We start from the raw sequence: 20,632 nt of genomic DNA on the forward strand, positions 1-20,632 counted from the left end.
GTCAAAAGCCTACTTAGTAGTACCAATCAACTCGCACCAAGGATGAAATTTTATTAGTCTTCCTCCTCTCATGAAGGGACCACTAATATGAAGAAAATTTCTTACCTCATCACGTTTACGGCAGCTCTACTGCTGTCGAGCCACTCCATTGCTGCTGTGCCCTCTTCTTTTAATTCGGCAAAACGAATTGCAGAAGATCAAATTTATTACGACCAGGACACTTCCTTTTACTGTGGCTGCCAGTTCGACTTTGAGGCTGGGCCCAATTTAGAAGCATGTGGCTATGAAATTAGAAAGCAACCACAAAGGGCTAGCCGCATTGAATGGGAGCATGTGATGCCCGCGTATGATTTCGGCCGACAGCGCCAATGCTGGCAGGATGGTGGTCGGGACAACTGCCGCCGAAACGACGCAGTATTTCGAATGGCCGAGGCAGACCTGCATAATTTGGTGCCCGCCATTGGTGAAGTAAACGGCGATAGGTCCAATATGCGATTTGGAATGGTCAATGCGCCCGTTCATGAATATGGTGCGTGCGAGGTCGCGGTATCGTTTGAAGAACGCACCTTCCAGCCACCGCCCCACCGCCGCGGTGACATTGCACGCACCTATTGGTATATGCGAGATACCTACGGCATCGAGATCAGTCGACAGCAGCAGCAATTATTTACAGCCTGGGCACGTCAAGATCCTGTCGATGAGTGGGAGCTGGAGCGCAATCGAAGGATTGCCGCTGCGCAAGGAACGGCCAACGCTTATGTTGGTGAGGTAGCCAACCAACAGACACCAGCACGACTGCGAACAACGTCCGCTCTTTCCCTGCGATCGGAAAGCAGCTCCGGTTTTAGCTGTTCAACTCGTAAGACTTGTGGCGCCATGGCGTCATGCGAAGAGACAATGTTCCACTTGAATCAATGCGGGAACAGTCGCTTAGATGGTGATAGTGATGGTGTGCCGTGCGAGTCGATCTGCCGATGATTAGATAACATCACGCCGGATTAATCAGCTCTTCGCTCTGCCCTTCGCTAGGCTTGTTAACCTTGGTGCTCACAGGCCAATGCTCTATCAGACTGGCATCGATATGTCGCACCATCTGCTTGATCGTCTCCCGATCAGTAATGTCAGGCGCTAACCAATGCTCAAGGCTATCGCCATCCAATATCAGTGGCATTCGATCATGCACCTCAGCAGCACTACCGCGTCCGGGCTCAGTGACAATGGCACAGCCTAGGCTTCCATCATCACGCTCAGCGAATATGCCTGCGAAAAACAGCGGCCCACGATCTTTCCGGCAAATGTAATGCGGCTGCTTGGGTTTTGAGTCTTTAATCCATTCATACCAGCCGTCAACCGGTATCAGGCATCTATGCTTTGAAAACGCCGATTTGAAATAGGCGTTGGTGGCCACCGTCTCAACTCTCGCGTTGATCGGCTGATTACCTGTGCTTTGAGCCCACCTCGGTCTGTACCCCCACCACATCTCGCCAATGATCGGTGCTTCGGTTTCTGACGTCTGGTGCACGGCAGCGATCCACGTGCCGGGCGCGACGTTGTAGCGAGGCCTTACCTCTTGCTCGGGCACAGTAGCGCCAACCATTTTGGCCAACTGATCAAGCGGGGTGAATAACGCGAATCGTCCACACATCCTTGAATGATAGACGATAATTTACGGCTCGCAGCCACCCTGACACATGAGCGCTTGCAGTCAACGCTGGTCATCGCTTATCGTCTGCCTAAAATACTGTATATATCACCAGCATTATAGGAGGCGTGTATGTCAGAGAAAACGTATCAGCAGTTGGTCCAGCGCGTGCAGCGGGCAATCAATAGCCCAGGTGCACAGTCGAAGCACTACGTGGAGATAAAGCGTCAGCCTGAAGATGAAGTGGATGATTGGGAGCGCATGCTTTCCGACCTGGGTACTGTCGAGAACGTCACGCTCACCACCATGGATGACCATGGCGAGCATGTGCAGGTTACATGGAACCCTGAGGAGTCGATGGCATGAGCATCCACCTCACCGTTCTCGGGCGTGTCGATACCACCGCCCCACCACTGAAACTACCCCTAGCCGCTGGTGAAGTCCGCGCCGGGTTTCCTTCTCCGGCAGATGATTATCTTGAAGCCGAGCTGGATCTAGTCGCCCACCTCATTCAACACCCCAGCGCGACGTATTACCTACGCTCCAAAGGCTCATCAATGACAGGCGTGGGCATCTACGATGGTGACCTGCTCATTGTCGATCGCTCGCTTAAGCCCAAGCCTGGGCACATCATTATCATGAGCGTTGACGGTGAGCTAACGTGTAAGCGTTACGACATGATGGGCAACCGCCATTACCTGTTCGCCGCTAACCCAGAGTTCCGGCCAATACCCTTAGAAGGCCGTGAGTGCCAGATGTGGGGCGTGGTCACTCATAACATTCACTCGCTGGCACCAGGCTTCACCGTATGATCGCTCTTGTCGACTGCAATAATTTCTACGTCAGCTGCGAGCGCGTGTTCAACCCGAAGCTGGAAGGCAAGCCCGTTGGAGTGATGTCGAATAATGATGGCTGCGTTGTCGCCAGGTCCACTGAAATAAAGCAGCTTGGCGTAGCGATGGGCATGCCAGCGCATCAGATCGACCCACACGTACACCGTCAGTGCATTTTGTTGAGCTCCAACTATGCGCTGTACGGCGACATGTCTCGAAGGGTCACTGACGTTCTCAGTCAGCACACCCCCCACGTTGACATTTACTCGATCGACGAATCCTTTTTGAGTTTTGAAGGGTTCGAGCCCCAAACTCTCAATGAGCGATGCCAAGTAATGCGGCACCAAGTGCGTCGTGACACCGGCATACCCGTTAGCGTTGGGCTTAGCACATCTAAAACGCTGGCAAAGATCGCCAACCACCGCGCAAAAAAGGAGCCACACTTTAACGGCGTGGCCATCATGGAGCCAGACAGCGACGACACGCGTGCTTTCCTTGAGCAGCTACCGGTGACGGAAATATGGGGTGTCGCTGGCCGTAGTGCTGTGAGACTGCAAACTCTCGGTATAGAAACAGCCTGGCAGCTACGCAATGCCGCGCCTAAACACTTAAGGAAACACTTTTCGGTTGTGATGGAGCGAATCATTTATGAGCTCCAGGGGCAGGACTGCATAACACTAGACGACATGACGCAGCCCAAAAAGCAGATCATGGTCAGCCGCAGCTTTGGGCGCCTCACTAACAATAAAGCCGACCTTCACGAAGCGATCCGTGTTCACACTTCACGCGCCGGCGAGAAGCTACGTAAGCAGCAAGGCCTTGCCCAGGCGATCATGGTGTTCGTGCGTACCAATAGATTCCGCCCGGATCTACCCAGCTACAGCAAATCGTTAGTGATACCACTGCCCCACCCGACGAATGACAGTCGTGAGCTGGTCCGTACCGCGATGGCTGGGCTGGAGAGCATATTCAAACCGGGCATTATGTATCAAAAATGCGGCGTTATGCTCATGGATCTGTGCGACTACGGCAATGAACAGCTTGGGTTGCTGGCTGAGCCATTGAGTAATGAGAAGCGGGAAAGGAATGAGAAATTGATGGCAACACTGGATAAGCTAAACCGGGAGCACGGAAAAAATACTGTCCGGCTGGGAATGCCGAGGAAGTCCAATGCATGGGAGTTGCGCTGCGAGCATCGAACCCCAAGGTATACAACGAAGTGGGAAGAACTAGCCGTTGTTAAAACGTAGAGCGCCATCCCTGGCGGGCCTAACTCACTTCTTTTAGTTAGGCTAACCACTAATTTAGAGCAGAGTACATCAACTCAATATTCTGTAGGGGGAACCCTATTAGTTAGCCGAGCCGCGCCTTAAATAAAACGGACTTCTGCGATCATCAAGAGAACTATCTACAGAGATCCAACGCATCTATCCCTATGCGCTAAATGGGCAGCTTATCAAAGCCAAAACCCAGGTACCTAACGTGGTGAGGGATAGTCACCTAAACATGTATCATTAATAGCTAGTTGCTACACTCTATTGATGACACACCGGTTAATTGGAGGCATTGATGACCCATAAAAAAGCTAATTCCAGGAGAGAAACACATGAGCCTATTCGAGTGATTGGTGTTTCAGGTCAATCAATTATAATTGGAAAGCCTGAGGCGAAGGCTACCGTATTTCAAGATCCTGTGTTTTTGCTAGCGGCACGACGTCAGGCCCATGAAAAAGCGGTCAAGGTCATCATGGGGCATCGAAAAGAGCTTTTGCGCACTTACAATGCTTTTTAATGATCTAGCGGCTACTTCGCCTAATAAACTTATTACACTTTGTCCGCTGAAACTCTTCTTCATGTCCGCTGCCCTTGAGCATAGGGCCGGCCTCTAAAGTGCAAACTCCTCTAAATTAGGGGATTAGGGGGCTTCGTCCTTGCCAATTATAACCCATGGTGCGTGCACATCCCAACGAGCCATTGTGATGGAGCAAAAGACACATAGGCCCATCCAGTTCGAAATTAGCGAGCAGACTCGCATTGCTATTATCGACTGGATACAGCTGGCTCAGCTCCGAAGCGAAGACTTCCTGTTTCCTAGCCGAATCAATCGTGCAAAGCATCTTTCAACACGACAATATGCCCGTATTGTGAAAGCCTGGAACACAAAAAAGGTCTAGATGCGTTTATATAGGGTCAGCAAACGATGTGCCGTACTAAAGCGTCTGATATACCGTTGCATGAAAAACCTTAGAGCAGTGCAACTGCTCCTGGTTCACACGAAGCTGGAAAGCACCGTCATGCATCTAGGGATAGAGGTAGATGACGCGTTGGAAATGGCAAAACAGACAGAAGTTTGATGAGGATAAATGACGGCCTATTTCGGGCTGTCGTTGTCCGGCCAGGAGCTGCCTTTTAGCCGTCTCTGATATAACGCCTCAAACACTGGCTGAGCGTAGCGCAGTCCGAGTGCTTTGATTTGTTAGATTTCATTACCGTTTACTTCAGAAATAAAAGTACACAGGTGGCTAATACGATCATTTAAATCGAGAACGTTAAGGTTCACATCATTATTTTCAACATAGTGCTTTGCAACCTTTACTTTGCTCGCGGTCCGCTCTTCTGTACTTCGTGTCTTTTTATATTTCAATAGATTTTCCCATTCCCCTTTTGCAAGAAGGTGAGATGCGGAGGGATGAACCGCTACAACACTTTCCTCTACCTTGTCATAATCTAGGTAATTTTCAACTTCTCGACCCTTGGTGACCCAGGCAAATCCAGGACCTGAATCAAACTCGGCCTTAAGCCTTTTCTTCGTTGCATTTAATCTAGATCTAGGATTTTCTTTATCACTATCGAACATAATTACTGTGTTTCTATTTAGCTTTCTAACAGAAATAAAGTCATCTATTCTGTCTTGCACTTCATCATCGTCTAGGGCTGTAAGATGGCTAAAAAGTCTTCCACCATAAAACATAATAGAGTAGTGAACCCCTTCAACCAAATCAGGGTTCTTAGATGAAATCCAATAATTTAGATAAATCCTGTCAGATGGGCCTTCTACCCATATTATACAATTAGCTTGAAGTATATCTGAGGCTTTGTACCCCAAATCATTACAAATGCTAGATCTTTCTTTGGTGCTAGCAATCGCAATTACAGATGACGAGCCATCAACTTGTGTCACATGAAATATTTCTGATTCAACTGCATCGAGCAAATGAGCTGAGTGAGTAGTAAAAAAATATTGATTATTTGTACTGTCGGCCAAATATTTTACTAACTTTTTTTGCAGCAATGGGTGGAGATGTAATTCAGGCTCCTCAACGCAGAGTATAGTATTTTCAAGAAGAGTGGCTGCTGCTGCGAGAATAACAACTTCGTGTACCCCTGTACCCAAAGACTCAAGAGGTAGTGTTTTACCATCCATATGTATCAAGATCATATCCCTTGAGTAGGGGATTTCTATTTCTGCACTTTTATTTTCCAAAACCTCACGGACAAAGTTATTTATAGCGATGAATTTTTCCTTATCAGCTTGCTCGACGAGAGGAGGATTTTGAATTTTTGCCAACCGCTCAATGATTCCTTCACCACTATAATCACCTGCTTCGCTACCAGCGGAACCTATTTTTCTTATCGCTGGTATAACTTCGACACTCGGTATCTGCGATGGAATATAAGATATTGCTTTAATAGTTTGAGGCACCCAGTGAGCTCTAATGTCACCTTGGCTACTATTAGTAAGGGCGCTCCAGAGATTTTGCCACTCACGATGTTCTAAAGCAGGCAGTATGTCCTCAATTTCTATTTCTAATGAAAAATCACCATTATAGTTGGCTGATTTATAGGTAAACCAAACATCACCGTTAACATCTGAAAAATGCTCTGATGTAAGTAGCTTCTTTGCCACCTGCCGGTGTACTCGGTTGCGCTGATCATCAGGTAATAATTTTTTTATATATTCATCAATTTCACTTCGGAAAACCGGAAATGAGATTCTATGATCTGCTCTTTTCTCAGAAATATGCCTATCGATATCTTTGAAAGGTATGTCCTGCTTATCTCCTATTTGCCTTTGGTTTTTGGCTTTTGATACGAAGTATGGATATTGCTCACTTAAGAAATTAACAATATTAGACTTGCCGATATTATTTTTACCAATGATAAGATTAACTTTACGCAAAGGAGCTATTTTAGTTAACTTATTACCAAAACTTCGATAACCAGAAAATCCAAAACCTTTTAAAAGCACAATACTTTCCCCATAATCTAACAGTGATTATACACCCCTCTACATAACCTCAATGAACCCGTCGGCGCGTTTATTCAGGTTATAAAGCCCTATGTTCACGATCTATCCCATTGAAATTAAAATCAATTAGGTATAAATAGACAGAATAGCATAGATTACCGTGCCGGCTGCATAACACGGCTGAATCAGCATGCCGCTTACGCCGGAAGGGCCGCTTTGGGTCGTCAGCTGCCCCTTTGTAACTACTCATGTCGCGGCTATCTATCATTAGGTTTACCAGTGTGATCTCGGAAATATTCATCAGTCGCAACTAGACCCAAGTTACCATCCGCTTTAACTACATCAGCACAGGCATCTTCACTGAATAAGTTTTGCACACGCCGCTCCTGTTTTAAGAACGCTAAGGTACTAAAAAAGCAGCTTTCACAGAGGTGCAGTTCGTACCGTTCGCCGTCATGTTGAGCGCCATAGCCCCAGTGCGCTTGAAGTGTGGCAAATTCAAGCCCCTCATCCGCTACGCGGGTTGAGGTTAGGCATACATCACATACGACATCTGTCACGGCATCAGCGGTCACTTTTTCGATAACCTTCATCTTTCCCTCCCAGCCTAGTCTCCCAACCCTAAAACGCTTTAGCCTAGCACAAGCTGATTAAGTCGGCTGAGTATCGTAAGCTGGTACTATAAGCTCACCCGCTAGATAAGTAGGCTCTGCCATGGATATGAAAACCCTCTGCGACCACCTCAAAGAGCGCCTGAACCAGGCCAGCGACACCCGCTGCCAATTGGCGGGAGCGGTGGTGGAAGGGGCGCTCAATTAATGATTTACAGAAGCAAACCAAAGCGCTTTTTAGAGCTACGGATCTGCTCAAACTCCATTTTTGAATTGAGTCCAGATGCCCAAAAAAAGTCTAAAACTGTTACATAGTGACTTTTTTAATGTAATCAATATGTTAATACAATATAACATGTTACAGAGTGAGGTAACGCAATGACGCTAGCCATTGTCGCCACGCGGGCAGGCGTAGGTTTAGATGCACCGGCGGTGCATGTTGAGGTGCATCTGGCTAACGGCTTGCCGGGTCTAACGCTGGTGGGTTTACCGGAAACGGCGGTAAAAGAGAGCCGTGAACGGGTGCGCAGCGCGCTAGTCAATGCAGGCTTTGATTTTCCCAACACCCGCCGTATTACCTTAAACCTCGCCCCCGCTGATCTTCCCAAAGAGGGCGGCCGTTTTGATCTGCCCATTGCCCTGGGCATCCTCGCCGCCTCCGGGCAAATTCCGGTAGACGCATTGGAAGGCATGGAGTGTGCTGGCGAGTTGGCACTTGATGGAAAACTGCGCTCAGTGCCGGGAATACTGCCTTTTGCTCTAGCCACCCGGCGGGCGAAAAAAGCACTGATTATTCCTCGAGACTGCGCCGATGAAGCCGCCCTGGCGGGCGATCTGCCGGTACTGCCTGCTGACACCCTTTGGCAGGTCGTCGCCCACCTGCTCGGCCAAGAGAAGATCTCCCCGCACAAGCTCAGCGCCTCGGTGAAAACCACCGCCCCAGTCGATGACCTCGCCGATGTGCGCGGCCAGCAGCAGGCGCGCCGCGCCCTGGAAGTCGCGGCGGCCGGGGGCCATAACCTGTTATTTGCCGGCCCGCCGGGCACCGGCAAAACTATGTTGGCCAGCCGCCTGCCGGGCATTCTGCCGCCGCTTTCCGAAGAAAATGCCCTGGAAGTCGCCGCCGTGCGCTCGGTTTGCGGGCTACCGCTGGAAGCCGACTGGGGTAAACGGCCGTTTAGGCAACCCCATCATAGCGCCAGTGCCGCCGCTTTGGTGGGTGGCGACTGTCATTTTCAACAATTGTTGCGACTAAACAATAATTGCTGCGACAATCTCTATGTCGAGTTTACATAGAGCGCGCCCTAGTGACCGTTTCTCTCAAACAATCCAGAACCTTTAGCTTCCGTGACGGCACCCTAAAAGACGAGGCAGAGCGCTTGGTCGTTTGGTGGTATGGGCCTATATTCAAGAACAATCGCTTACGAAGCGTCCCTAAAATCCATATCTTCTTAAGAACCATCGACCATGAAAATAACTTAGGAGGCGTGGTGAGACGTGAAACTGTCTTAACGCATCTTGGGCTATTAAGAATAGGGTCGGTATGGGAAAAGGGCGTGAGTAGCTCGCGTATTGCCTACGAGGAAAGAAAATTCCCCGTTTCTTTTTCTCCAGGCGGCTGGCGAATTGTCACCTTGGATGATTTACGCCAATCAGGACGAAGCTTCTATACTGCTTTTCATGACTCGAACTACTTACCCCAGAAAAATCAGCACAAAACGTACCTGATTGAATTTGACCTCCCGGATGGCAAAAATCTGCTCATCCCTTGCACAGAGTTTTTTGCACGCTGCTACGGTCGCTCTTCTGAAATCAAGCGTGTGCTCGCCACTTACCCTTGGGTCGAGGTAAAAGAACGGCTTTATCGACCGCTTAATGCACCTGCATCACCAGGCACTTGGCCCGTCAGATTTACTCATCGTGTTCATAAACACGATGCCATTTTGCTCGCACATATGTTGTACGATCCGTATGCCAAGCGCGCTGCAAAATATATATATTCACAATTTGAAACCAGCTCCACGCCAGATGAGATGCTTTTAGAAGCCACCCCCTGGTTTCAAGGGAACGGGGAACTCTCTGTTTCTGGCGTTCCGATAGATGGTGGCAACACATTTCTAGGCTTGCAGATATTAGGCTGTACCCAGCCTGATGGTGCCACCATCCACCGCGAAAGAGAGAAATCAACGACAGTACCGGCCACCGATGGCGACGATGCCCCCTCTCAGTTTCCCTATCATCAGCTTCAAGACATCCCCGATGTCATTGACCTTACGGATGATGACGAGCCCGACCATGGTTCATCTTGGCTAGACCTTCCTGAGGACGAATTCGTTATTTTAGGTAAGCCTCGCGCCGTCTTGGATAAACGGTATACCCGAAAGAACGTGCCTGATACACGAGGCGTCCCCGTTCCTGGTGACGAAACGATTTTCTCCACCGGAGAGCCATATGGGTCAGGAAAGGGGGTCGGACAAGCGTCTATTCATGCCCCTATTACACTGGAATCGCAGGGCTTTCTACTTGATATGTGGAATGCGCTGCTCTATTTACAATCTGCTTATCCCGAGACGGTTCATAGCGTTAGCTGGTTTACCTTTGAAGATGGCTTCAGCACTTCCCCCGACCCTCGATTGATCAGCCTCGAACCTTTCGAAATAGACGACGATGTGGAAACGTCAGTCGCCAATTGGGTTTACATTGATACTCAGGCCAAGGTACCTCGCGGGGTGCTCGTCATTAGGGTGCATGTGTTAGACCAAACACTCTATATCATGGAACTCCAACGCCGCCCTCCTAAACCAAGAGCTGACGGTAGTGAGGAGACATCCAAACCTCCCTCCTACAAAGGTTTAGTATTCACTCTGAGCCACCAAGGCAGCTTTGAACATTGGTTGCGCCAAGTGCTTTCCAACGTGCGGCTCGTCCAAGGTGTTGTTCAAAAACTGACCGGCCACAGCCCCGACTTTGCCGACACTTTCAAACATCCAAAATCAAAAAATGAGAGTGTACCTTGTGAAGCCTCCGTGCTTAATGCATTTAGCAAAGTTGGAATTACACGCGATGATCTGGCTTAAAGCCTGGATTTAATTCATATCTAGGTGGAAAGAGAACTACCTCAAACTAAAACTATAAATTTTTACTTTTGGATTGTGCACTGAACTTCTATAGCAACTAATCGGGGAGAAGGTTCTTGGCCATCTAACAACATAAACAGGCTGTAATCCCACTAAAACTCGTGCTGAGTTCCTGAATTCAAACATTAAGCGCAGCACCCGCGGTTTCCAACGCTCCTGAATACTCTCCCAGGAACACTTGTGCCGGTGTCCGATATCCCAAGCGTTTTCTGGGGCGGTTATTCAGCTTGGCAACGACTCGCCTCAGTGCTGAGTCGCTCACCTTTCGGAAGTCCGTCCCTTTCGGGAAATATTGGCGGATCAGTCCGTTGGTGTTTTCATTGGTGCCACGCTGGCATGAGCGGTACGGATCGCAAAAATAGGTCGTGGCCGAGACGGCCTTGGCAACCTGTCGGTGCTCGGCGAATTCCGAACCGTTATCCAAGGTGATGGTTCGCACTGCACCTCGGCGTGGTTTTAATAACCGGGTCATCGCTTTGGCCGCCCCTGTGGCTGTGATCGTCGGCAGGCGCGCTGCCAAGAGGTATCCGCTGCGTCTCTCGACCAGGGTCACTAGGCCGGATTCTTTGTGGCCCTTGAGCACCGTATCGCCTTCCCAATGGCCGATATAGCGCCTTTCTTCCACGTCGACAGGGCGTTGTTCAATGCCTACCCGGTGTGGAATTTTGCCCAATCCCGCATGCTTGGCCAATTGACGCTGATAGCGCCGCTGGCGTGGTAGGCGGAGTCGCTTCCATAATTCGCCGCCGTGTTTCTTGTCGTCCCAGATTAACGCATAGATCCACTGATGGCTTACGTAAACCCCGTTGGCATTCGCCATGAAGCCACTAATTTGCTGGGGGCTCCATTCGTCCATCAGTTGATCAGTGACCCATCGAATTAGGCTGGGCAGTCGCTTCGTCACTTTCCAGGCGCTGCGTCGACGCCGATCACTTCTCAATTGAGCCTGCTCAGGCGCATAGCCAGCAGTAAGCCCATTGCGTTTTATCTCCCGGCTAATGGTGCTGCTGTGAACCCCGATAGCCTTGGCTATCTGTCGCTGGCTGATGCCAGTCTCAAGGTAAGCGAAAATTTGGTATCGTTGGGCCTGGGTCAGTTGTCGGTATCCCATTCTCTGCTTCACTTTGGTCGGTAAAGTCGAGAGGGTACCGGCGCTGGCCCTCCTTCCTCTACTGTGTGATCCAAAGTGCTGCGGTTATTCTATGAATCCAGGTTCCAAGCAGAACTCACTAGCACGAGAGATAGCGAGCTGAATAGCCAGTATGCGGCCTGACCTACTTGACTATCTGCTGTTGGCCCTGCCGAGGCTATTTTTATGATTACATGCTCGATATATTCTGCCCACCATGTTCACTCTCTAACAGGAAAACATGGGTATCCGGAATATCTGGTTGATGTTTTTGTTATCGCAAGAAAATTGCTCTATATGTCTGGCGGGTTTCTTGTTTGATAGCTGCTTGGTTTACAAGGCACATCCACAGAGCGCCACGGAATAGAGGAGCCAAGGCCTCACTCCGCCGCGACTCTATCTGCCGTTTCGTGGAGGTGGCTTCCAATCTCGTTTATCGCCATCCTACCTTGCCTGATATGACGCCCCGACGACGGCCTCGCTCAATGGGTCATAAACAGCAGCAGAATCAAGTGATCGAGGTGATGGCTTAGCCGATGAACCATGAGAAGCAAACCAGCATGACAGCTAAAACCGATAGGAAGCCCCAAAATTCGGAAAAAACGTATGCTAAGCTCCGGTAGATTCTCAGCGTTCTGCGGGCGTAGGTAGTTAGGGTGATCGCTGAGGCTTTACTGGCTTTACCAAGCTAAATGCTCATAGAGAACGGTCGCAACCACAAAGACCAACACTGTGCCGCCTACAATCTCTGCCCGGCGTCCGGCGAGCATGCCGATGCCCTTCCAAGCAGAACACCGCAGTCATTGTGGCCAAGCCAATGGCCAGCGCAGCGACAAGAATGTTGGTCTCAATAAATGCGAAACTCACATCCACGGCTAGAGTATTGATGCTGGTGGTGGTGACCATCAGGAGTAACAGGGAATGCTGTTTGGTTTTTTCGGCCTCTTCTTCAGGCGCCTTGAAACCGCTATACATCATGTGTAAACCGAGAATTAGCAGCAGCGTGAAGCCAACCCAATGGTTCCAGTTCTCGATAAATTGCGAAGCGACTTGGCCGACTAACCATCCGATGAGGGGCGTAATTGCTTCGACAATCCCGAAGATCATACCCATGCGCAGAGCTTCGGTAATGTGCGGCTTGTCTAGGATCGATCCTTTACCAACAGCGGCGGCAAAGGCATCTGTAGACATTGCAAGAGCGAGCATTACTAGCGAGAACGGACTCATAAACACTTCCAGCCGGGCATAGAATCCATGACATCTCCAAATGCCCGGCTTTGGCGTGGACATGCCGATAGTCTCGCCAACCGAAAGGCGTCCGTACCACGGCACGTTGCCAAAAGTGCTGATACGGACGCTCCTGAGCGGCTCAGGAGCAGGGCTCCCCAAGGGGGGCGTACATTCCCAGGTAGAGATAATGGGTATCAAGTGGCGCTATAGTTATTGATGCTGCTACGTGCAGCCTCGGCGGGACCTTCTGCCGGTTGTCTCCTAATTCACATCACCAGCCCCACAATAAGGATCGGCATCACAAACATGGCGGATAGCAGCATCTTCGGGTTGTAGGGTGCTGTGCTCAATATCGAAGCGCTCCCGCAATATCGTTTGCAGCTGCGGCAGTATCTCTTCCCATCGCTCCATCGCTTCCACATCGATATGTGCCACTAGAGCCTGGCTGTTTGATGACAGGCTCCAAATATGCATGTCATGGATAGCGCAGACACCGTCGACCCGGACTAGAGCGCAGCCGACTTCATGCGCATCAATTCCTTTTGGCACGCCTTCCATCAAGACATGCGTCACCTCACGCAGTAGCCGAATGGCGGACACCAGTATCAATAGGCTGACGAAAAGAGACAGGATCGGATCCGCAATGGGCGGCCCGTCCAGATAAATGACCGCCCCAGCAACCAGCGCAGCTACCGAGCCCAATAAGTCTCCCATTACGTGCAGAAGCGCTCCGCGAACGTTTATAGTTTGCTCTCCACGCATCAGCACCCAAGCTACTACGATATTCACCAGCAAACCGAGCCCGCCTATCGCCAAAACCATGCCTCCGGCAACGGCGGGTGTATCTGCCATGCGGCGGATCGCCTCGTAGGCGATGAATACGATCACCCCGAACATAAACAGCACGTTAAACAGAGCGCCGAGGATTTCAGCACGTTTGAGTCCAAAGGAGTGCTGACGCGATGCTGGCTTCTTGGCCAGCCAAGCAGCGAAGGCACCAATCCCTAGCGACAATGAATCGGTTAGCATGTGGCCTGCGTCCGACAACAGGGCAAGTGAATCAGCTATCAGGCCGCCGAACACTTCGACAGCTGCAAAACCTGTAGTGAAGACCAGTGCGAACAACAAGGTCTTGCCGCCACTATGGCTATGATCGTGGTCTGACATTTATGTCTCCTTCGTTATTAGCCTTCGAGACTTCCCGCGAGCCACCCCTACCCTCTATGAGGCCATTGGGTCGAAAGGTTTTTTCCGCGCTAATATAAGGCAGGTTGTACCTGCCACATTACGTGTTGGATATATTCATAGGAGCATTCTTGCCAAGAAGGTGGCGAAGAAGAACCAGATAGCGATAAACACGCCAGCAGCTATGCGGCTTACCGGGCGTACAGAGGCTGCGTCAGCGGTTGCTCGGTGCTCGTTCATGACCTCTGGTGGTGTAAGCTTCACCACCAACAATATCCCGAGTGGGACAATGATGATGTCGTCCACGTAGCCGAGTACGGGGATGAAGTCGGGAATCAAGTCGATAGGTGAGACGGCATAGGCTGCGACAATCATTGCCAACACCTTTGCAATACATGGGGTACGTGGATCGCGAGCGGCAAGCCAGACGGCGTGTACATCCCGTCTGATCGTTCGAGCCCATTGTTTAGCGTACGAAATTAGTTCTGTTGTCATCAGGGTCTTTCTCTACTCGGTACTCGTACCCAACAAGAAGTAAGGCCAGTTCCCCGGTGCTTAAACACAGCAAGGAAGCCGGAGCGCTAAGTGTCTGGCGCAAGGGCATGCGAATCGTTAATACCGTGGTCTATGTCCGTTCCGTCCTGGGCCTGGGCGAACAGGCGCTCGCGACCCGTCTCTGGCCGTCACGGGATCCGGTGGCGCTCTAGCATGGCCATGCTCCTGTGGAGCACTCCCATCTGCACTACCATGATGACCATCAACAGCATGAACATGAGGCCTGGGAGGGGTCTGACCCCATCGCCATCCTCCCCATCACCCGAGGGGCAGTCATCGACACATCTTTGTAATCGATTTGTCATCAAACGAAATGGACGTCGTGACATGACAAAGAGGCACAAGAAACGTTTGTATGACCATTTTGGCTGACAACATCCTTCACTTACCGGAATACCGCATCCTTGGCACAAAGACGAAAGAGCATGATCTACACTTCAGCTCGAAGCTCCGGTTCCGGTGACCTGCAAGGAAAAGCATCAGTAGATCGATACTGCGTTTATGCTACGTGAACAGTCCTCTTTCCCAGAGGGTTGCTACGCATATTGCTTTAACACTGTCTCTGGATGACACAGATCAGGAAAGATCAATTAAAAAAAGCAGTATGTTCGGCTAACACTCCCAGGCCAATACCAATTAAAACGATCCCACCGATCAGCTCAGACCAGTGGCTAACGTATTTGCCAAATTGGTGACCCAATAAGGTGCCAATTGATGCCATGACAGTAGTGGCTAAACCAATAGCTAAGCTGGTAGCGATGATATTGGCATCAATAAAGGCGAGGCTTGCACCAACGGCCATGGCATCAATACTCGTAGCAACAGCCGTTAATATCAATAACCATAGTGTTTGCTTTTCTTGGGCTATTTTGTCTTCTTTGCATAGGCCCGAATACACCATATGTAAACCAATAACCAATAAGATTGAGAACGCAGCCCAGTGATCCCAAGCCTGCACAAAGCGCTGCGATGCTACCCCGGCCAACCAGCCCAGCAAGGGTGTTATGGTCTCGATAGTACCAAATATCAGCCCAATGCTGATGGCGTGCCGAAACGAGGGTTTTTGTAGCTCAGCGCCTTTGCTGATGGAAGCAGCGAAGGCATCTGCCGACATGGAAAAGGCCAAAATCAATATGGTGGCAAATGTCATGACATGGTGTCTCTAGCTGAAAATCCGACGCTCTAAACCAAGTCACCCAAAATTACTGCTATACTTGAGTAAATTCGTCGGGTATTAAAAGGCTCCCAACATTATCATTTCCGGCTAGATAAACAAGTCAAAACGTTAAAAATATAGTTCGTCTTGTATAAGACACTTAGCATAGGCTAACCATGTTTCCCCAGTCTTTACTTTTAGCCTAGTTGCATTAATAAGTGAATTTTATTTTCAATATTGTACATTAAGTGTGTTAACCCAATAGATATAAAATTATTAAGGTTCCAACTCCTGCAGCTCCTAATGCGTCGAGCGTATCTATCAAATCATTTTCAACTACTTTCAATACACTGATAGAATAATAACGTCCAAGTAACTGTGACATACCACTTGACGTTACACTTAATATGGCGATGATGATCTCGATTCTTTCTATTCCCGTTAACCACAGCAAAGTCGCTAGTAAAGTAATTAAAACAACGCTGGCTCTAAAGGAAAGCCATTTAGCAGAATATATAGAGGTATTGACACCGTCTACCAAGCCCCCTGCTGTTGCCATTTTTTTGGGTAGTAGCCGTCTCCAAAAACCTTGGTTGGAGTCCAATAGATGCGATAAAACCATGTGCATACACCAGGATAGTTGAGCAGAGTGGAGAGCAGCTTGACATGGAATACTTAACGATCACTTAAGCATTCATTAATTGGCGAGGCTCCGGCACGTTTGGCTAATATCTTCTGCCTGCTGATATACGTCCGTTGCTACGCCAAGCAACCCCAGCACGCTGTGAAATAAGTTATCGTGGGAAGCGGCTTGATCAGAGACTTGGCGTAAGCACTCCGTATCGAGTCCTCGCTGCTTTGAAAATGAGTTGGAAAGCCACCAAACCATAGGCACATGGGTCTGTTCATCGGGAGCAATGGCATAGGGAATGCCGTGCAAATATAGGCCTTTTTCACCCAGTGATTCACCATGATCAGAGAGATAGATCATCGCAGTTGCGTAGTCATCCTGACGCTTTAACATCTCAATCACCTGATCCAACACAGTGTCGGTATACAGAATGGCATTGTCGTAGCTGTTGGTAATGTCGTTTCTTGAGCACTTGGCTAAATCAGCGGTGGTGCAAGCGGGAACAAAACGTTCGTAGTCATCAGGGTAGCGTTGGTAATAGCTGGGGCCGTGGTTGCCTAGCTGATGCAGCACAACAACCTGATCAGCTGAGGTACCGCTAATTTGCTTGGTCAAGGCTTGAACCAGTGCTTCATCCAAGCATCGCCCATCTTGACACAAAGACGCATACTCCTCTGGCGAGAGCGCTTTTGTCGTCACTCCGTCGCAGACACCTTTACAGCCTGACTGGTTATCAAGCCAGGTGACCTCTAACCCGGCGTGGGCTAATACGTCCAGCAAGGATTCATATTGCTGAGCATACGATTTAGCGTAATCGGCACGCCCTGGTAATGAAAACATGCAGGGTAATGAGACCGCTGTGCTTGTACCGCATGAGGAAACATCTGAAAAATTGATAACGTCAGGCTGCTGGGCAAGTTTGGGTGTGGTTTGGCGTTCATAACCATTTAACCCCCAATTCGCCGCCCGTACCGTTTCGCCCACCACGATGACGAGCAGTGTGGGTTTGTCACCCGCTTGTGAACTGATACTGGCGTCCTCACCCACCGGGGAACGCACCGTATTCGCGGAAGCGTGTTGGCTCGAAAGGGCCTGCGCCATCGAAACAATATAATTACCTGGGGTCACCAAGTAGCGTAGCTCTTTATTGTTGCGCATGAGTGACGACACTTCTTGGTAAGATAAGAAAATTGCTAACAGCAATATAGCAGTGCTGGCAAGGCAATAAGCCGAGCGACGCAACATTGCCTTCTTCCAGGTTGACGGTGTGATTCTAACTCGCCAAATTATGATGGTTGGCAAAAAGAAAAAGATGACTAAATGAATCAGTAATCCGGGTGTAAGAAGCTCCTGTGCCTCGTTAGTATCCGTTTGAAGCACGTTGTCTAACATTGAAGTATCAAAGTAGGTGCCGTAATAGCTAGTAAAGTAACTGACGAAGGCGGCAATCAGAAACAGCAAGGTTAATAAAGGTTTTACCAGCGTTCGAAAAGCAAGGCTCACGAAGACCAAATAGTTAAGGCAGGTCATCAACAAAAACATATTGGCAAAGGTTAGCCACGTCTGGACGGCAAGAGGGTCATAGCCAGCTAAGGCTTGTTGCCAAAAAGGGACATTGTAAAAAACACTGAATATGACAACGCCCCATAAGACAAGCTGCTCCGTGCTTAATGTGGGGCGATAATGCCAAGCGGTGCCTACAATTTTTGAAGGCAATGATAGCAAAGGACGCATCGAAAGGCTCTCTGTATGAAAAGATTAATGAACGCTGGGGTGGAATAAGAATCTTGAAAGGACAAAGCTTACGGTCCAACAAATCATGACTGTCCAGAGGTCGTGGGAGAGAAAGTGCGCCCCGCGGAACTGTTGAGTGATCCCAAACGTAAGGCCAAGCCCTAAACCCAGCGAAAGCCCTGCCCATCGCCAATGGGGCCGTATGGCGGCAAAAAAGAAGTAGAGGGCTATCCACGTATAGCCTGCGCTGGCATGCCCGGCGGGAAAGCAGGCGGATGCTGGCATTGAGGAAGGGCGTGTATTGAGCAAGCCAATAAAGTCTCGTTCACCACCATAGCGAACTAAATCCCAAGGGCATTCCATGTTCACAAGGTGTTTAATCGTTGCGACAAGCAGCGTTGAAAGAAGCGTTGCGGAAAAAAGATATAAAAGCGGCGTGCGATACGCTTTAAGACGAGTTACCACGGTGCTTAGTATCAAAAGGAGGAGTGTGACTAAACCCATCGCTAAGCTTAGCCATTTACCGCCTGTGTGAAGAACATCTTGGGTAATCAAGGTATCTTTCCACGCCCAGGCATTACCTTGAAAGCGATATATAACGTCCGTTATCGTAAAATCTATGTTTAAAATACTGAAGACCGACATGGCGATTAGAAATAAAAGCCATGCGGATGCTACGGGTTTGAATACATTTAGTAGAGCAGCACGCATAGCCACACACCCATCATCATAAGAATGGTCATCATGACGGCGGCAGCCCCCATGTCTTTAGCACGCCCGCTAAGTTCGTTATGTTCTAGTCCAATACGGTCAATGGTGCTTTCGATGGCGGAGTTAATGAGTTCCACTATCACTACAAGGGTGAGTGAAGAAAACAGCAATGCTTTTTCTACGGAAGTGGCATTAACAAAAAGTATAAAAGGGTAGAGGACGAGGCACAGCATCACCTCTTGTCTAAAGGCAGACTCATGTATCCAGCAAGCTTTTAAACCCGATACTGCATTAATAGAAGCGCGGAAGATGCGTTTGACACCCGTGCCATTAGGTTTTGACGTCGTTGAAATAGGCAAGACAGTACTCTCGATAACGTAACAGTAGGGTCACTGTAAAGCGCAAAACTTAACGAACAGTTATGCGCTTTAATTCAGTAGCTAGAATGCAAAGGGGCAGCGCTGGGTGGTGTTCTAACCCACTGTGTTGGTTGGTTTGTTGCCGAGGCCGATTGAACGGGAGCGGTTGCGTTTTGTCCGTCAAGATTAGCGTGGATAGCGTCTATTACCGTGCTGATCTCTGGGCGCCACAGAATAGTGTCATAGGCTTCTCGTGGTACGAAGGCGAGTGATTTTTTCTGGCGTACTAGGGAAATAGTGGCGACATCGAGTGCTGCCGCTAAGTGCATAGGCCCGGAGTCTGGTGTCACGAGTAACCGCGCTCGCCCTAGAACAGCGGCAAAGTGACGGATAGGAAGCGGCGGGCATAAGCTGCCATACAGTGATGACATCAAACGCTGCTCAATAGGGGCTAGAAGCCTAAACTCCTCCGGTCCAAGGAAAACGACATAACGTATTTTGCAGGCTTCCATGGCATCGATGAGCATTAGCCAAAATGCCAACGGCCAACGTTTGTTTTGATGCCCGCCTACGAAGATCGCAATAAAGTCTGTATCTGATGGATGATCGCTATGAAGGCTGACTAGCTGCTGTATTTTCGTCATTGCCTGATTGCGTTCCTGCTCTGTTAGCTGGAGCAATGGCCGGTTACGGCAAGCAACGCCGAGCGGGCGTGTCAAATTGACGATGGCATCATAGGCATGTGATGACTTACCTTCCGCCTCAATGTTGTACCAGCGCTGGTGACCTTTACCTGAACCCATGCTGTACCGTGCTCCTATTAACCGGGTCACGATAAAACCGCTCGTTGATCCTCCGCTCACTTGTACCGCTAGGTCATAGCGTTGTGCCCGTAAGCGTCGTAATAGTGTCAAACACTGCCAAGGACGGAGAATGGCGGTTCTCGACAGTAAATGAAAATGATCAACAGGACGTTGCTGCAACAGTGGCCATGTTTTATCCGTCGCTAAATAATCTATGCGCGCGGAAGGAAAACGTTCACGAAAAGCATCGATGACAGGGGTACTGATTAGCGCGTTGCCCAGACGAAAATTGGGGCGAATAATGAGAATTTTTTCTATGCCCACAAGGTTATTAATGGTTTCTGGTGCAGGCGCTTTGACGATATACCGTATACCTCCGAGTAAAAATCGCTTCATTCTTTTTTCTAAAAAACGGGCCATTATTTTTAAATAATAGTTTGTTCTAATCAGTGTTAGTAAGTGCATACTCTGGCGCTCTGTTCTGTTAATAGAAAATGACCTGCCCACGGTAGCGACAGACCAGATTCAAAATGACCGCCATTGAGAGCGCTGCTTTGGCTTTGCCCATGGCGAAAGAGGCAGCTTGAGCCTAAATAACTTAAGGAAGAGTTAAGCCGCGTAAGAGATTCGCAAAAATAGAGTGTTAGGCTTGCTGATTGAATTCAGAT

The 20,632-nt window shown here is 49.3% G+C and carries 19 protein-coding genes and 1 pseudogene; 7 read left to right on the top strand and 13 right to left on the bottom strand.

Annotation, left to right across the window (positions count from 1 at the left end):
- The first annotated feature begins 87 nt into the window (after nucleotides 1-87).
- Complete coding sequence (locus SR894_RS20990; protein WP_223288761.1) at nucleotides 88-978, top strand: endonuclease; 891 nt, start codon at nucleotides 88-90, stop codon at nucleotides 976-978.
- Between the two features lie 10 nt (nucleotides 979-988).
- On the opposite strand, the gene SR894_RS20995 is transcribed toward SR894_RS20990, so the two are convergent.
- A complete protein-coding gene (locus tag SR894_RS20995) occupies nucleotides 989-1,645 on the bottom strand; it encodes an SOS response-associated peptidase (RefSeq protein ID WP_223288762.1) in 657 nt (218 codons plus the stop codon).
- Nucleotides 1,646-1,774: 129 nt separating this feature from the next.
- On the opposite strand from SR894_RS20995, the gene SR894_RS21000 reads away from it, so the two are divergent.
- From SR894_RS21000 to SR894_RS21015, 4 genes are all read left to right on the top strand, one after another.
- Complete coding sequence (locus SR894_RS21000; protein WP_223288763.1) at nucleotides 1,775-2,008, top strand: DUF1654 domain-containing protein; 234 nt, start codon at nucleotides 1,775-1,777, stop codon at nucleotides 2,006-2,008.
- Nucleotides 2,005-2,454 (top strand): LexA family protein, encoded by a 450-nt coding sequence (locus SR894_RS21005; RefSeq protein ID WP_223288764.1) that lies wholly within the window; start codon nucleotides 2,005-2,007, stop codon nucleotides 2,452-2,454. The genes SR894_RS21000 and SR894_RS21005 overlap by 4 nt, the downstream gene beginning before the upstream one ends.
- Entirely contained in the window at nucleotides 2,451-3,725 is a 1,275-nt protein-coding gene (locus tag SR894_RS21010) for a Y-family DNA polymerase (protein ID WP_223288765.1), read from the top strand. Before SR894_RS21005 ends, SR894_RS21010 begins: the two co-directional genes overlap by 4 nt.
- Nucleotides 3,726-4,044: 319 nt before the next feature.
- Nucleotides 4,045-4,266: a hypothetical protein gene (locus SR894_RS21015; RefSeq protein WP_223288766.1), complete on the top strand. Its 222-nt coding sequence runs from the start codon at nucleotides 4,045-4,047 to the stop codon at nucleotides 4,264-4,266.
- Between the two features lie 684 nt (nucleotides 4,267-4,950).
- Here SR894_RS21015 and SR894_RS21020 read toward each other — a convergent pair.
- Nucleotides 4,951-6,723: an AAA family ATPase gene (locus SR894_RS21020; protein WP_223288767.1), complete on the bottom strand. Its 1,773-nt coding sequence runs from the start codon at nucleotides 6,721-6,723 to the stop codon at nucleotides 4,951-4,953.
- 257 nt (nucleotides 6,724-6,980) lie between these two features.
- Nucleotides 6,981-7,316, bottom strand: coding sequence for a hypothetical protein (locus tag SR894_RS21025; RefSeq protein WP_223288768.1), 336 nt, complete (start codon nucleotides 7,314-7,316; stop codon nucleotides 6,981-6,983).
- A gap of 396 nt (nucleotides 7,317-7,712) precedes the next feature.
- Here SR894_RS21025 and SR894_RS21030 point away from each other — a divergent pair.
- Together SR894_RS21030 and SR894_RS21035 are read left to right on the top strand one after the other, a co-directional pair.
- Nucleotides 7,713-8,558, top strand: a pseudogene (locus SR894_RS21030) (YifB family Mg chelatase-like AAA ATPase); the annotation flags it as partial.
- A gap of 83 nt (nucleotides 8,559-8,641) precedes the next feature.
- Nucleotides 8,642-10,411: a hypothetical protein gene (locus SR894_RS21035; protein ID WP_133731883.1), complete on the top strand. Its 1,770-nt coding sequence runs from the start codon at nucleotides 8,642-8,644 to the stop codon at nucleotides 10,409-10,411.
- Nucleotides 10,412-10,589: 178 nt separating this feature from the next.
- Here the strand turns inward: SR894_RS21035 and SR894_RS21040 are convergent, their stop codons facing one another.
- The 10 genes from SR894_RS21040 to SR894_RS21085 all read right to left on the bottom strand — a co-directional run bounded on the left by SR894_RS21040 (nucleotide 10,590) and on the right by SR894_RS21085 (nucleotide 20,429).
- A complete protein-coding gene (locus tag SR894_RS21040; protein WP_223289248.1) occupies nucleotides 10,590-11,582 on the bottom strand; it encodes an IS30 family transposase in 993 nt (330 codons plus the stop codon).
- A gap of 714 nt (nucleotides 11,583-12,296) precedes the next feature.
- Nucleotides 12,297-12,890 (bottom strand): manganese efflux pump MntP, encoded by a 594-nt coding sequence (locus tag SR894_RS21045; RefSeq protein WP_322535473.1) that lies wholly within the window; start codon nucleotides 12,888-12,890, stop codon nucleotides 12,297-12,299.
- Nucleotides 12,891-13,091: 201 nt separating this feature from the next.
- Complete coding sequence (locus tag SR894_RS21050) at nucleotides 13,092-13,997, bottom strand: cation diffusion facilitator family transporter (RefSeq protein ID WP_133731884.1); 906 nt, start codon at nucleotides 13,995-13,997, stop codon at nucleotides 13,092-13,094.
- Nucleotides 13,998-14,132: 135 nt separating this feature from the next.
- Nucleotides 14,133-14,510 carry a YkvA family protein gene (locus SR894_RS21055; protein ID WP_133731885.1) on the bottom strand — a complete coding sequence of 126 codons (378 nt, stop codon included), beginning with the start codon at nucleotides 14,508-14,510 and terminating at the stop codon, nucleotides 14,133-14,135.
- 646 nt (nucleotides 14,511-15,156) lie between these two features.
- Nucleotides 15,157-15,720: a manganese efflux pump MntP gene (locus tag SR894_RS21060; RefSeq protein WP_133731886.1), complete on the bottom strand. Its 564-nt coding sequence runs from the start codon at nucleotides 15,718-15,720 to the stop codon at nucleotides 15,157-15,159.
- A gap of 259 nt (nucleotides 15,721-15,979) precedes the next feature.
- Nucleotides 15,980-16,348 (bottom strand): hypothetical protein, encoded by a 369-nt coding sequence (locus SR894_RS21065; RefSeq protein WP_133731887.1) that lies wholly within the window; start codon nucleotides 16,346-16,348, stop codon nucleotides 15,980-15,982.
- A 75-nt stretch (nucleotides 16,349-16,423) separates the two neighbouring features.
- Entirely contained in the window at nucleotides 16,424-18,091 is a 1,668-nt protein-coding gene (locus tag SR894_RS21070; RefSeq protein WP_223288420.1) for a phosphoethanolamine transferase, read from the bottom strand.
- Between the two features lie 24 nt (nucleotides 18,092-18,115).
- A complete protein-coding gene (locus tag SR894_RS21075) occupies nucleotides 18,116-18,802 on the bottom strand; it encodes a phosphatase PAP2 family protein (RefSeq protein ID WP_133733751.1) in 687 nt (228 codons plus the stop codon).
- Nucleotides 18,784-19,161, bottom strand: coding sequence for a diacylglycerol kinase (locus SR894_RS21080; protein WP_244286636.1), 378 nt, complete (start codon nucleotides 19,159-19,161; stop codon nucleotides 18,784-18,786). Before SR894_RS21080 ends, SR894_RS21075 begins: the two co-directional genes overlap by 19 nt.
- 74 nt (nucleotides 19,162-19,235) lie before the next feature.
- Entirely contained in the window at nucleotides 19,236-20,429 is a 1,194-nt protein-coding gene (locus SR894_RS21085; protein ID WP_223288419.1) for a glycosyltransferase family 9 protein, read from the bottom strand.
- Nucleotides 20,430-20,632 lie beyond the last annotated feature (203 nt).

Source organism: Vreelandella neptunia (genome assembly GCF_034479615.1).
GTDB lineage: Bacteria > Pseudomonadota > Gammaproteobacteria > Pseudomonadales > Halomonadaceae > Vreelandella > Vreelandella neptunia.